Consider the following 12,546-nt stretch of genomic DNA (forward strand, 5'->3'; position numbering starts at 1 on the left):
CTATTTAAAATATACTTATTTTCTAGTGTTCTTATTCCTGTTACTAATACTCTTAAATAAACTTATCTTTCAAAAACAGCATTAAAAATTAAATACAATAATAGCTAACAGTTCAAAATATTATTTCAAATTTTTCCCAAAATCTCTTCCAAACTAGATTTTATCTCTTTATAAACAAAATCACTTAGCGGAGTGTTTTCTCCTAAGCCTAACCTTCTGGAAGATAGCAGAGTTAAAAAAGCGCAGCCCCTTATAGATACAGTTTTAGGAGTTCTATCTAACGAATGATAACTTTGCAGCACTTCCTTATATATTTCTTCACAATCTTTACTTACATCAGATTGTGATACCTCTACTAAATTTTCATCTTCTGCAGATGCCACATGATAATAATCTATCCATGGATTTCTCTCATCGTCCCTGTAAGTAATAAGTAATTTGTATGGCATATCTTGAAATTTTGAAAAACATCTATAAATATTTGGAAAGTTATATTTCACCATTTCCAAATAACTTGCTTCAGCAAAATTAAAAAATGTCTCAACTATTTCCATTTTTCTTTTCGTAGAATATAGGTTCAACATTAAACCGCCTGCTTCTGAATACTCTTTATCACGACCAGGAATGATTGAACTCTTATAATTAATACCGGAATTCAAAAGAATATCCAATAGATTGTTTAGACTAAATAACTCTATTCCTTCTGAAGTTGTAACTTCTGGGAAATTTTTAAGAATTTCATCTATCTTTTTTCTAACCTCTATACTCATTAAAGAGATATCATCAATTTCTTTGAGCCAAGGTAATTTATTTTTTATTTCTTTTAAAAGCTCACATAAAATATAATTACTTGATACCAAGCTTTTATTTTCCAATATATCTTTCAGGTTACTTTTAATAAGGTCTAACGCAATTTTTCGTCCACTATCTCCTACAAGTCCTGACAATTCTAAGTTTGTACTATGCTGAACCATTCGAGTGGTTTTTAAAAAGATAGTAGCCTGATATTCTTGGCTAACTTGCCCCAGCAGATTAGGGCTGACAATTTTTGCATTTGGGGTACCTTTATCCACGATATCAAACCAATAATAAAGACTATTTTTTATTATACCTCCAGTAATCCCAATTTTATATCCCGACTTTTGACTTTCTGTTATAAATGGTTCAAATTTCTCTGATATAGGACGAAAATAGTTTTCTACTATAAATGTATAAGTTTTATGAATTTCTGATAAAATTCTTTCCATACTACTATCAATAGAAACATCTGTTTTTCCATTATTTCTCAATAAATCATTTTTAGAATTAACACATTCAATATAAAGAGGTAAGTTATGTTGAAGAATAAAATCTAAAAATTTATCTTGTTCCTCAATGGTTGAAAATAATCCTGAGATAAAAATGACTACCTCTCGCCATTCTTCATTGTAGATAAGTTTTTCGAGAAGTTCGGTATCTGATGAAACTGTTAGGCTATTCGTAATATAGTATGCTGCACAAAACTCCTTAAATAGCTTATGAGAAAAAGTAATTCTATCTGAAGTACTAAAAATTCCAAAATTTATAAAATAATCAATTATATTTCTTTTATTCTGTGTAGAAACTGGATAAGCACTTATTATTTTATCTACTTCACTGTATGTAAAACTAGATTGATCAAAATGCTCATAAGAAAATTTACCAAAAAGATTTAATGTTTCATGCAAGGATAATTCTGAATAACTATTTTTGTAGCGATAGTTTTTTTCGAAATACTGTGTGAAAATTTGGGTTCTATTGAACAACTCCTTATTTTTCCTATTAGCCAGAATAGTTTTCCCAATTTTATATAATAAAGGATTTCTAAACAATTCAAGATATGCTTTAGGAAGATTACTATACCATCCAAGTCTAATTAAATCACTTTGAATTATACTTTCAGAAAGGTTCGTTAGAAAGAAACTCTTTTCTTCTCCAAGCTCATGCTGATAACGATTTTTTCGTGTTGTGAAAAAGAAAAAATTCTGATTATATTGTGCCATTAATAGATTTGCTTCGGAAAAAAATTTCAATCTCTTTCTCTCATCAATAATATCATCAATACCATCAAAGAACAGTGCCAATTGATTATTAACGAATAGCTGATTAATAGCCTCTTTAGAATTTCCTTCACAGAAAGGCTCCATTTTTGATTGAATGATCTCGAATAATGTTCCTAAACTATCCTCGTACTCCATTAACGGAATATAGATAGGAATTAATTGATAGTTAGAGTATTTTGTACATAATTGATTTATTAGCTTAAAGGTTTCAAATGTTTTTCCGGATCCTGCTTCGCCTGCTAATACAACTTTATGATATTGCAAAAGGATATCTAATGAGTCTTTCTCCTTGCTACCTTCGGTATCCTGGAATAGATAACGCTCAAAATAGTCGGACTGAACAAATGACTCACCAGATGTTGCCAGCAAGGTTTCAATGTAAGGATGTATTCTAAAATTACCATTTACAACCTGTTTTAACATTGCATTATTATCATCCACAATAAGCTTTAAGTATTGTAGTTGTTGATCTAAACCATTACTAATCTCTTTAATGATTCTAGAAAGTGCTTGTGATTCATGCGTATCTAGTTTGTTAAGTTGCTTAAATATAATTTCAAAGTACTTTTGAATAATTTGTTTGAAATCATTTTTGTATAATTTATATTTTGGATAGTCTTCAATAAACAAATTAAGATAATAATCTACAGATTGATTTACTGTTTTTGATTGTAAAATATCCTGATTAAGAAAATTTTTTATTATTTTATCAAGAACATTCTGCTCAATTAAAAATCTATCAAAATCAAGATAATATTCTTTCTTTCCGTATTGTTTTAATATTGAGTCCCCTATCTCATCTTTCAGTCTTTTTGTGAAGCACTTTAATTTAATCTTACCTAAAATACCCTTGAAATAGTTTCCAAGCATCTCTGTCAATAAATTTTCAACTAAAGAAGTAATAACTATCATCTACGATATCCCTTCATATTAAGTATTATGACCATTTGTTCCGAAAAGCACTAACCTTATTATGTAATCTCCGTATCTCGTTAATTATTTCAAAATCATAACCACTGCTATTGTATTTTTTATTAAATTCCATAGTACAGTGATTACATAGGACGTCTTTAAACACCTTTTCGCCTTTACCCAAATAGTCCTTAATCCAATAAAGAGCTATGGTTCCTTGCTGTTCCTTATATATTTGTTTTAGTATATTGTTTAACAGTAAATAGCCCCTTTGCAGATTATCCCGTACCCCTTCTTCTCCTATCTCTGCTAAACATCGCTTATCAGGTGAAAGTGCATCTGCACCAATTGGACTTGATTTCTCGTTTATAAGGTTTTTTAATTGTTTATAAAATGCTTCTAAGTAATCGAGTGAATTATCGTGGTTTCTTTTATTTAGAGAAGTACATATTGTTGAGCATGGATGTCTGAAAAGCCCCTCTTGACCACACTGTTTCAATCTGTTTACAGTTTCTTCAAACCATTCTTCGAAAGTCTTCCCCTGAGACTCAAGAGACTCCACAAATACCTTTGCAAGTACAAATAAAGTTTCATTTTTTAGTACAAACATTTGCACCAAATCGAAACTCCCATCATAGATTAAATAATTTCTTAAAAACTTATATCCATCATCCACCTCTCTCGCAAATTCATTACAATATGAAACTTCCTCCAGCTGACATCCTATTGTCCCATACATCAGTTTAGTTAATTCTTTACTTCGTATTTTTTGGAATAGCCAAACTTTGAAAGAACCTGTTATATTTAAGCCCGTAAAAGCATTCCATAACAGCATTATACAATCCGTATATATCTTATTTCTAGCTTCTTCTAAATCCTCATTTTCATATAAAATTAAATAATCATCCTGTTTTATCGATACTGTCAATAATTATGTGTAAACACTCAAGTAGAGTTGAAGAATGTTAATCAAATAAGCTTTCAAGTGTGTCAGCACATTGGCCAAACCCTTTATGGATGCGTTGATTTTGCTTGAAATTATAATCTTCAAACAGGGTAACTAAATAACGTTCCAGAGCCTCCTCGTTAGGAAAAAGAACCTTCTTTTTCGTTTGACGTTTGATTTCTTTGTTAAGAGACTCAATGAGGTTTGTCGAATAAATGCTATGCCAAATCTGGTAGGGAAACTGATAAAAAGTTAAAAGATTATCCGTATTCTCCAGACTTTCCATGACTTTCCTATACTTTGGTTTCCATTCGGAGATAAAGTTCTCTAAAGCTTGCACTGCCATTTCTAAATTTTCAGCACGATAAATCGTTTTAAATTGCTCCAGAATAACCGCTCTATCTGCTCGTTTCACTTTACTAGCTAGATTTCGACTAATATGAATTAAGCAACGTTGTTGTTTAGCTAATGGGTAAGCCTGATTGATAATCTCTTCAAGCCCCTTGAAGCCATCGGTCACTACAAGAGAAACCTGTTGGATTCCTTGGTTTTGAAGCTTGTCTAACAGGGTGGACCAAGAAGCATTGTTTTCATTTGGGGCGATTTCATATCCAAGAACAGCCTTCTGTCCTTCTGGTGTAATGCCAAGTGCGATATGAATACATTCTTTACTAACGGTTCCACGTCTTAAGGGAAGATAGGTTCCGTCAAGAAATAAAACAGAGTAATTGGCTTCTAAGCTTCGCTCATGAAAAGTAGCGACATTCTCCTGAGTTGCTTTTGAGATATTAGAAATTGTGGCAGGACTATAGTGATGACCATACATTCGCTCGATGATATCACTAATTTCTCGAGTCGTTACACCGGTTTGATAGAGTTTGATAACCATCTCTTCCAAGTGGTCATCTCGACGTCCATAAGCGGGAAGCAAAGCTGGACTAAAGTTCCCATTACGATCTCTAGGAATACTCAACTGAACAGTCCCATATTTGGTTTCGAATTTCCGTGCATAGCTTCCGTTACGACTATTCCCAGAATTATAGCCTAATTTATCGTAAGGTTCATACCCTAAAAAGGCTGATAACTCTGCTTGAAGCAGATCATTCATAGCTGTTTCAAGAGAAGTACGGAAAAATTCATCAATATCTTGCTTTTGGGCTAGGAAGTTAAGTAGTTCTGTGGTAAACTGAGTCATAGGAATAAATCTCTTTCTAGTAATGTTTTGCAACTCTACTATAACGGATTTATTCCTTTTTGTGTTTACACAACTTATTTTACACTACCGTTTTATCTTAGATTCTAAAATTTTATTATATCCTGATTTTTCTATAAATAACTTTATTTTTTCAAGATATTCATATTCAAATTGACGTAACTCGTAACTTAACATTGGAGTCTTTAAGAACATAGACTCAAAATTTTCTTCTTTAAATTCATATACGGCAAGTGGAGCATCTGAGTTAAAATTGCACAACTCACCTATTTTTTTGAAATTAGTTGACGATGGGTAATCTATGCCCTTTTTCCATCGAGAAATCTGTGCCTGACTCACATTCAAAAGTTTAGCTAAATTTTTCTGGATTGAAAAGGTACCTCTTTTATTCTTATTAATTAACTTCAATGCTAATAAATTATCAAATACTTCTTTTTTTTGATAATCCCTTGTTTTCAAATAATTAGATGTAGCATTTTCATATTCTAAATCATATAATCTTGCCACTTTTGATAGAAATTCAATAAAATTTGTAAAACTTTTTTGAAAATTTTTCTTCCGGTCCTTCAGACGTCTTTCTTCAAAGTTCCTATCAAATGAATTACTCCTTTCTAAGAGACTGTTAAGTTCATCATATAGCACTTCGATAAGTTCCTCTATCAAGTTGTAGAATGTATCATCTTTACTAATAAGTTCATATTGCTCATTTTTAAACTGTATTAAGTAGTTTAAAAATCTTTTTGATAGTTTTCCATTCGGTTTATAAGCACCTTTTTTCCAATTTGTCAGTGTATTTTTTGACAAATTCAATTCATCAGTAAGAAGTTTAGCGGTTATACCAAACTTCTTTTTTATTTCTACTAAAAATACAGCTAGTAAATCACAAAATTGTTTATTTATCATGAGTTTATTATATCAATGAAATCCCAATTATCCAAAAAATTACTTAATTTTAGTTTTAGAGATTTGATAATATTTTCATATAAGGAATCCCACCCTTATAAATAAATAATTTAGTCCTAAATAGTGCGCACTAGAGGACGGATCGAAACTCATAGTATAGACAGTCGCTAAACAGACTTACTCTATATATACAGTTTCGCCGTTTCTTTGGTGTGCTTTTTTCATACTCTTTTCGGCTTAGCTAACTGGTTTCTTTCTGTCGATGGACTAGAGAAAGGAGCCAACAGTGGCATATAAAAACACTATCAGACCAGTATACTCTAAACTTTTAGGTAATTTTATCAGGAAACAACTTAAGGAATTAAGTATTTTACAAAATCAAATTGGCTACTATGATGATTTTGACGGAGAGGTCGAACTTCTCTCTGAAACAACCGTAAGCCAAATTATAAAAGGAAAACGCAACATGAGTTTTAACGCTTCATTAGCATTTCAAACTACACTTAATTATCCAACATCTAAACAACTTTTCTTACAAGATGACTCTTTCAAAATTCAGCTATTATCTCAATTAACTACGCTTATTACAACCGATTCTACTTTTGATAATACACTTTTAAAACACACTTTAAACAAAAAGATTAATAGTTATTCTAAAGGTAATATCACAGATTTTATTCAATCTCACAAGAAATTGTTTTGCAACTCTCTCTCAAACTTTTTTCCTGACTTTCCAGAAGAGTCCAGCTCTTATGAAATCGCTGAAAAATTAATAGATTGGCTTTCAGAATTTGCATGTCTCCTATCACAACTTTAGAATGTGTTAAGGAATTGCATGAAATCCTAAAATAAACAGCAAAAGGGAACTAAATTAATTCCCTTTTAACTGTTTATCTATATCACTATTGTAGTTAACACAGACCCAATATTACAGATGATAGAAAAGATTTTAGAAGTCCGACAACAACTTGTCTATTTTAAAAAGTCCATTTTCATATTTTATAACTGCAACGAATCCATTTTTAATGATTCTAAAATATAAATTTTCCTTATCAAGCAGATAGAGTAAAACTAATATCGTTAAACCATGACTAACTATCAAAATATTATTATCTGTCACATGTCTGGCTATATTTAAAAATGACAGCCAGATTCTCTTTTTTAAGTTTTCCCAACTTTCTACTTCGTTTAAAACATCGTTTTCATACAAATAGTTGGCTACATCTTCTAATAATAAATTTGACTTGTCTCTTATATTATTGACTTTTACTATATCATTAAATACTGAATTGATATCTTTCCCATCAAATGAACCAAAGTCCCATTCTCTAAGTCTTTTGTCAATCCTAGATATAGAATTACTCAGTCCCAGAGTTGATAAAATAATTCTTTTTGTCTCAACTGCCCTTATTTGATCACTTGAATAGGCCAGATCAAATTTAATTTTTCTTCTTTTAAACTGTAGGGCTAACTCTTTAACTGCTATTTTACCCTTTAGTGTTAGATGAAAGTCTGATTTTCCCTGAATTTCATTTTCAACATTAGCAAGAGTTTCACCATGTCTTATTAAATAAATATAATTCATGATTCATCTTAACTATCAAATACTTCCTTAGCTATCGTCACAGCATCTAATACTTTTGGAAAGCCAACATTTGGTATGCACTGAATAATTAATTCTATTAACTCTTCTTTCGCAAAGCCCAAATTTAACAGACTGATCATATGAAGCCTAATCTGTCCCGAAGAAGCACCTTGAGAAATCAATGAAGAAAGAGTTATAACTTCTCTTAATCTTAAGTCAAGCCCTGAGCGATTATAAATATCTCCAAACGATACCTCTAGGATATACCTCTCAATATCAGAAAAGTCTCCTTTCAACATTTCTCTGGTTTGATTTGCAGAATCTCCTAACATTTTTGCTAACTGATTTTCACCTATTTTATATTTAGAATCCAATGCTATATACCTCAATTCTTTTCTTGCCAAATTGAATTATCAGAATCAATTTGATCTAAATAATTTTTAGAAATTTCACTAACAGAATGGACTGTATACTTTACTCCTGTTTTTTCCATTTCTTTACTTTGAAATCCCCAAGAATAACTGGCTGGTACACCAATAAAGGGAATATTATATTTTTTGGCTTCCTCAGCTACTCTATTGACATCATCAATAAATAGAACCTCATTAAATTGTAAGTCATATTTTTTTACAATCTCCTTGACTCCAGGCCTAAAGGAATTTGTACATATATAGCAATCAAAATATTTTAGATAAGGTTTAAATCTATCATCAATCTCACTCTCATCAAGACCCCCGTAGCACACTAATTTAACATCCAAAGTTGTTAGCATGTTCAAAAATTCCGGAACTCCATCAATTATTGGATTTCTATCATCTTTAAGAAATTTATTACGTTCTTCAAAATATTCATGTAAAATCTCTTCGTTTGTCACTTTATTGAATATTTTAAAATACTTTCTTAAAAATTCAGCAGCCTCTTTTCTTTTCTGAGAAAAGGTATTGTTTTCCAATTCTGCAGTATAATCTACATTATACTTTTTGGCTAAATTTCTAAGAACAGGACTAAATGTATCCTCCAACAGCACCCCATCTATATCGCAAGCAATTAATTTTAATCTATTCATTTTACCTCCATTAATGTTTCATAATTTCATATATACTTTTATTTTTCAAAACATTTAACATAGCAGTCTCAGCTTCATCCAATGTGAATTTTAGCTGATTAATTTGCTTTTTAACATCTTCCGAACTTTTAAATTGGGAAAGATCAAAATTCCCATAAAAATTAAACAAAGTTCTTTTATCCCCTTCTATAGCCCTAAAAATATCAAATAAGCTAATATTCTTAGTATCTCTCGCAAGTATTAGTCCTCCTGAAGAGCCTGTTTTAGAAATGATAATTCCTTCATTTTTCAGCATTCCAACTAATCTCTTAATACTTGGAACAGGAATATTTAATTTCTCAGAAATACTTTTTATTGATAAATACTTCGTATGGCCATTTTCCATTTTAATACCAATGTATAAGACAATTTCTACCGCCTGAGAGAATGCAGCTGAATATGACATAATGTATACCTCTTTCATCATTAATATTATTTAGCTAGTTTAATTATATCAATAAATCAACAGATAGTCTCTTTTGTTAATAAATCTTTCTTACAAGCGCAGTCTTAATCTAAAAGTACAGCAACCTTACCTTGAGGGTGACTGTTTATAACGTAATCTAATGCTTGTTCAATTTCATCAATTGTATATACACCATCTAAGTGAGGAATTAAGATTCCTTTTTTTATATATTTTTCAAGTTCATCTAGTTATTTTGCTATATCTACAAAAATAGCCGAACTAACATTAACCTTTTTCTTCTTTATAAAACTACTTAAAGAATACATCAAAGCTATTAATAGTTGTTTTACATTACCAACTGCTACATAGCGCCCTCTGACCTTTAATAATTTATATATCTGTTTCATTGTATAACAACCATTGATACCAATAATTTTATCAAATTTTCTATCAATATCAGAAAGATTACTAAAACTGTTATAATCATAAACACAATCAGCACCAAAAGACTTTACTAGCTCAATATTTTTTTGACTGCAAATTGCTGTAATATGGGAAGTTTTAGTTTTTGCTAACTGTAGAGCGAAAAGACCCACTCCACCACTTGCCCCAATAATTAATATTTCATCTTCTGGCTGAATATTTAGCTTATTAATTCCTGCCAATGCTGCAATACCTGATAAAGGTATAACGCTAGCTTGACTGTAACTTATATTAGTAGGCTTTTTGATTAAATTTTGTTCATTACAAACTACATATTCTGACCAGCCTCCTTTAGGAAATACACCTGATAGCACTCCCATTACACTATCTCCTACTTGAAATTGATTTACCCGATTGCCTACAGCAACTACCTTACCAGAAATTTCTCCTCCAAGTGGATATGCATCTCTTCCTTGATTCACTCTAATCAATTTTGACAATAAAGAAGAGGGACGAGTAAATCTTTCATAATCATTAATATTCAAGGAAGAAGAATATACCTTAATAAGAATTTGTTCAGACGTTATATCAGGTTTATCTATCTTAGTAACTTCTAAGTGGTATTTATTTCTGAATTTCTTATGATACATTACTGCCTTCATGTTTTATACCTTTCAAGCTACTCATTTTATTTTTCTTTTAAATAATAAACTTAGTAAAGAACTAGCAAAAACGATAATCACAGCAGTTTTATAAATAGAAGTAAATGCAGTAATTTTAGTATATGTTGTTCCGATTTGTTCAATGTGACTGTTAAATAACGAAAGAAAAATTGCAAAAGCTAAAACTAATCCTACTTGCCTAAAGACAAAGATAACAGATTGAGAAGCTGTCAGTAAAGAACCTTTAAAATCACTTGCTCCAAGAACTTGTGAAGGACCTAATAATAAACCGTAACCAGCACCCAAAAAAAGACAGGCAATGTATAATTGAATGTTACTACTTTCTGTTATTGTTCCAAAAAGAGCATAAGCAACTCCCATTAAAATAAATCCTGTAAACATCGTTATACGTGGACCTACTTTTCGCAGAGCCATTGAAGCTACTGGTGAACATATTGTCAATGTAAGCGAAACAGCCATCAAGAGTACTGAAGAAGATACTACTGAGTGTCCTAAAATTTTACTATAATAGGTCGGAAGTACAATAAAAATACCCACCTGAAAGACAGTAGAAATAATCATTACTAACGAAGCAGCGTTAAAATTCCTGAATGAAAAAAGTTCCATTGGAATCATCGGGTAATCAATACGTCTTTCATACCAAATAAAGAATAATAAATCCAATAATGCGAAAGTAAATAGAGCAATAATATTAAAACTTGTCCAACCCCAGCTACTTCCCTGAATCAAAGCCAAGACTAATGAAAACAAGCCGAACATTGATAAAATAGAACCCACAAGGTCATTCTTCTGGCTATTAACAGGTTCATTTTTTATTTCAAGTGTCATTAGAGATATGGCCACAATGAATATAACAATGGGGATATTAATAAAGAACGCCCAACGCCAAGAAAAATACTGAGTTAGAGCACCACCCAAGCTAGGGCCTAAAGCGGCGGCTAAACCTTGAGTTAACGCAACCACTGCTACAATTGGTTCCCGCTCTTCTACCGTTTCTGCTGTTGAATAAGCGATAGCCATACCCAATGGGAGCACTACAGCTGCTCCAATTGATTGTAGTATACGGCCAACAATAAGTAATTGTATGCTATTGGAAGCACCAGATATAAAAGACCCAATTAAAAATAACAAACTAGCAAATATAAAGGCTTTATGTGTCCCAATACTCCCAGAAAATCGTCCTAGTGGAATAGCTAAAGCAGCGAACAATAAACTATAAATATTAAGTGCCCAATTCATTCCTGTTAGAGTTGTGTGTAAACTAGCTTGAATACTTGTCATTGCAATATTCATAACTGTAGTGTCGATTAGTGTTAAAAACACTCCGAGACACATAGCAAAAATAATAATATTTTTCTTTTTAAACATTTTTATCTCCTTTTTTGGTATATACAATCTGATAATATCCACTCATGCAAAGGTTGTTATCTTGATAAATCGTATAAAGGCAAAGACCTCTTCCTTTAGCTTTTCTACTTGTTACAGGTAAAGTATGCACGAAAATTTCTTTATCTCTTTGAACAAAATGTTTGAACTTTTTAAATTCTTCAATGATATAGTATTCAGAATCTGAACCTAGAAATTTTGATAAGCTAACCATACTTGCTTGTCTACATAGTTCAGTTAAAAACACAGCTTCTGTATGTTCTGAATTCAGATGATCAAGCTTAATCTCACATGTATGAGTTACATCACCAGAAAATAGGCCAATTTTTACATCTAAAGGTAAATTAATTTCTGAAACCATCACGTTTTCCTGTAATGTTTTATGTACTAACTCTTTGTCTATAGGCAAATCTAACTCATTTGATAAAGTACTCAAGTTAATTTTCTCTAAGCACTGTAGCAGATTTCTCGTATTTAAAAGAATATTTTTTGTACTAAAGAATTTTTCTTTACCCTGTAAATATTCTTCAACTCTATTTCTCTCTGATAATACTGCATGTTTGCCTAACATATAATGAAATATTAAGAATTCTTCTTTTCCAGTAATTTTAAAATTTTCTGTATTCCTATTATTATTAAAACAAACAGTCAAGTACGAATCTTGTTTCAATTTTTCGGTCATAACAACTCCTTCATCTAATTAGTATAATTAATATATATTAATTATATATAAATGTCAACTATAAAATGATATTTATAGAATCACTACAACAAACAACTTCTACCTAACCATATCTACTTATACTGAATTTAGATAAAGTCCATTTATAAAGAAATATTTAAAGCATTGTCTTATCTTCTTTAAATTTGAAAAAACGACCTATCTCTTATTATAATTTTAAA

Annotated in this window: 12 protein-coding genes; 1 reads left to right on the forward strand and 11 read right to left on the reverse strand. The window is 30.9% G+C overall.

Annotation, left to right across the window (positions count from 1 at the left end; all coding sequences use genetic code 11):
* Window positions 1–125 precede the first annotated feature (125 nt).
* From NSQ85_RS00630 to NSQ85_RS00645, 4 genes are all read right to left on the reverse strand, one after another.
* Window positions 126–2,993 (reverse strand): NACHT domain-containing protein, encoded by a 2,868-nt coding sequence (locus NSQ85_RS00630; RefSeq protein ID WP_014621070.1) that lies wholly within the window; start codon window positions 2,991–2,993, stop codon window positions 126–128.
* Window positions 2,994–3,018: 25 nt separating this feature from the next.
* Window positions 3,019–3,921 carry a hypothetical protein gene (locus tag NSQ85_RS00635; protein WP_144239070.1) on the reverse strand — a complete coding sequence of 301 codons (903 nt, stop codon included), beginning with the start codon at window positions 3,919–3,921 and terminating at the stop codon, window positions 3,019–3,021.
* 37 nt (window positions 3,922–3,958) lie between these two features.
* The gene (locus tag NSQ85_RS00640) at window positions 3,959–5,134 is read right to left on the reverse strand and encodes an IS256-like element IS1191 family transposase (RefSeq protein ID WP_340780902.1); all 1,176 of its coding nucleotides are present in this window, start codon (window positions 5,132–5,134) and stop codon (window positions 3,959–3,961) included.
* 84 nt (window positions 5,135–5,218) lie between these two features.
* Entirely contained in the window at window positions 5,219–6,055 is an 837-nt protein-coding gene (locus NSQ85_RS00645) for a helix-turn-helix domain-containing protein (RefSeq protein ID WP_014621068.1), read from the reverse strand.
* A gap of 286 nt (window positions 6,056–6,341) precedes the next feature.
* On the opposite strand from NSQ85_RS00645, the gene NSQ85_RS00650 reads away from it, so the two are divergent.
* On the forward strand, window positions 6,342–6,872 hold the full coding sequence (locus NSQ85_RS00650; RefSeq protein ID WP_014621067.1) for a hypothetical protein: 531 nt from the start codon (window positions 6,342–6,344) through the stop codon (window positions 6,870–6,872).
* A 132-nt stretch (window positions 6,873–7,004) separates the two neighbouring features.
* Here NSQ85_RS00650 and NSQ85_RS00655 read toward each other — a convergent pair whose 3' ends face one another.
* From NSQ85_RS00655 to NSQ85_RS00685, 7 genes are all read right to left on the reverse strand, one after another.
* Window positions 7,005–7,640 (reverse strand): histidine phosphatase family protein, encoded by a 636-nt coding sequence (locus NSQ85_RS00655; protein WP_014621066.1) that lies wholly within the window; start codon window positions 7,638–7,640, stop codon window positions 7,005–7,007.
* A gap of 8 nt (window positions 7,641–7,648) precedes the next feature.
* Window positions 7,649–8,044: a carboxymuconolactone decarboxylase family protein gene (locus tag NSQ85_RS00660; RefSeq protein ID WP_231838385.1), complete on the reverse strand. Its 396-nt coding sequence runs from the start codon at window positions 8,042–8,044 to the stop codon at window positions 7,649–7,651.
* Entirely contained in the window at window positions 8,026–8,706 is a 681-nt protein-coding gene (locus tag NSQ85_RS00665; RefSeq protein ID WP_014621064.1) for an HAD family hydrolase, read from the reverse strand. Before NSQ85_RS00665 ends, NSQ85_RS00660 begins: the two co-directional genes overlap by 19 nt.
* 10 nt (window positions 8,707–8,716) lie before the next feature.
* Window positions 8,717–9,151 carry an RrF2 family transcriptional regulator gene (locus NSQ85_RS00670; RefSeq protein WP_014621063.1) on the reverse strand — a complete coding sequence of 145 codons (435 nt, stop codon included), beginning with the start codon at window positions 9,149–9,151 and terminating at the stop codon, window positions 8,717–8,719.
* Window positions 9,152–9,399: 248 nt separating this feature from the next.
* Entirely contained in the window at window positions 9,400–10,236 is an 837-nt protein-coding gene (locus NSQ85_RS00675; RefSeq protein ID WP_340780903.1) for an NAD(P)-dependent alcohol dehydrogenase, read from the reverse strand.
* Between the two features lie 21 nt (window positions 10,237–10,257).
* Window positions 10,258–11,625, reverse strand: a complete 1,368-nt coding sequence (locus NSQ85_RS00680) for an MFS transporter (RefSeq protein ID WP_014621061.1) — start codon at window positions 11,623–11,625, stop codon at window positions 10,258–10,260.
* The gene (locus NSQ85_RS00685; RefSeq protein ID WP_100273249.1) at window positions 11,618–12,325 is read right to left on the reverse strand and encodes an AfsA-related hotdog domain-containing protein; all 708 of its coding nucleotides are present in this window, start codon (window positions 12,323–12,325) and stop codon (window positions 11,618–11,620) included. The genes NSQ85_RS00680 and NSQ85_RS00685 overlap by 8 nt, the downstream gene beginning before the upstream one ends.
* Window positions 12,326–12,546: the final 221 nt, after the last annotated feature.

Origin of the sequence: Streptococcus sp. FSL L8-0526 (assembly GCF_038007145.1) — a bacterium.
Lineage (GTDB): Bacteria > Bacillota > Bacilli > Lactobacillales > Streptococcaceae > Streptococcus > Streptococcus thermophilus.

What these genes read in the sequence shown, in the direction of transcription:
- NSQ85_RS00640 (WP_340780902.1), bottom strand. Translation starts at nt 5,134, where the DNA reads ATGACTCAGTTTACCACAGAACTACTTAACTTCCTAGCCCAAAAGCAA.
- NSQ85_RS00645 (WP_014621068.1), bottom strand. Translation starts at nt 6,055, where the DNA reads ATGATAAATAAACAATTTTGTGATTTACTAGCTGTATTTTTAGTAGAA.
- NSQ85_RS00685 (WP_100273249.1), bottom strand. Translation starts at nt 12,325, where the DNA reads ATGACCGAAAAATTGAAACAAGATTCGTACTTGACTGTTTGTTTTAAT.
- NSQ85_RS00665 (WP_014621064.1), bottom strand. Translation starts at nt 8,706, where the DNA reads ATGAATAGATTAAAATTAATTGCTTGCGATATAGATGGGGTGCTGTTG.
- NSQ85_RS00670 (WP_014621063.1), bottom strand. Translation starts at nt 9,151, where the DNA reads ATGTCATATTCAGCTGCATTCTCTCAGGCGGTAGAAATTGTCTTATAC.
- NSQ85_RS00675 (WP_340780903.1), bottom strand. Translation starts at nt 10,236, where the DNA reads ATGAAGGCAGTAATGTATCATAAGAAATTCAGAAATAAATACCACTTA.
- NSQ85_RS00630 (WP_014621070.1), bottom strand. Translation starts at nt 2,993, where the DNA reads ATGATAGTTATTACTTCTTTAGTTGAAAATTTATTGACAGAGATGCTT.
- NSQ85_RS00655 (WP_014621066.1), bottom strand. Translation starts at nt 7,640, where the DNA reads ATGAATTATATTTATTTAATAAGACATGGTGAAACTCTTGCTAATGTT.
- NSQ85_RS00680 (WP_014621061.1), bottom strand. Translation starts at nt 11,625, where the DNA reads ATGTTTAAAAAGAAAAATATTATTATTTTTGCTATGTGTCTCGGAGTG.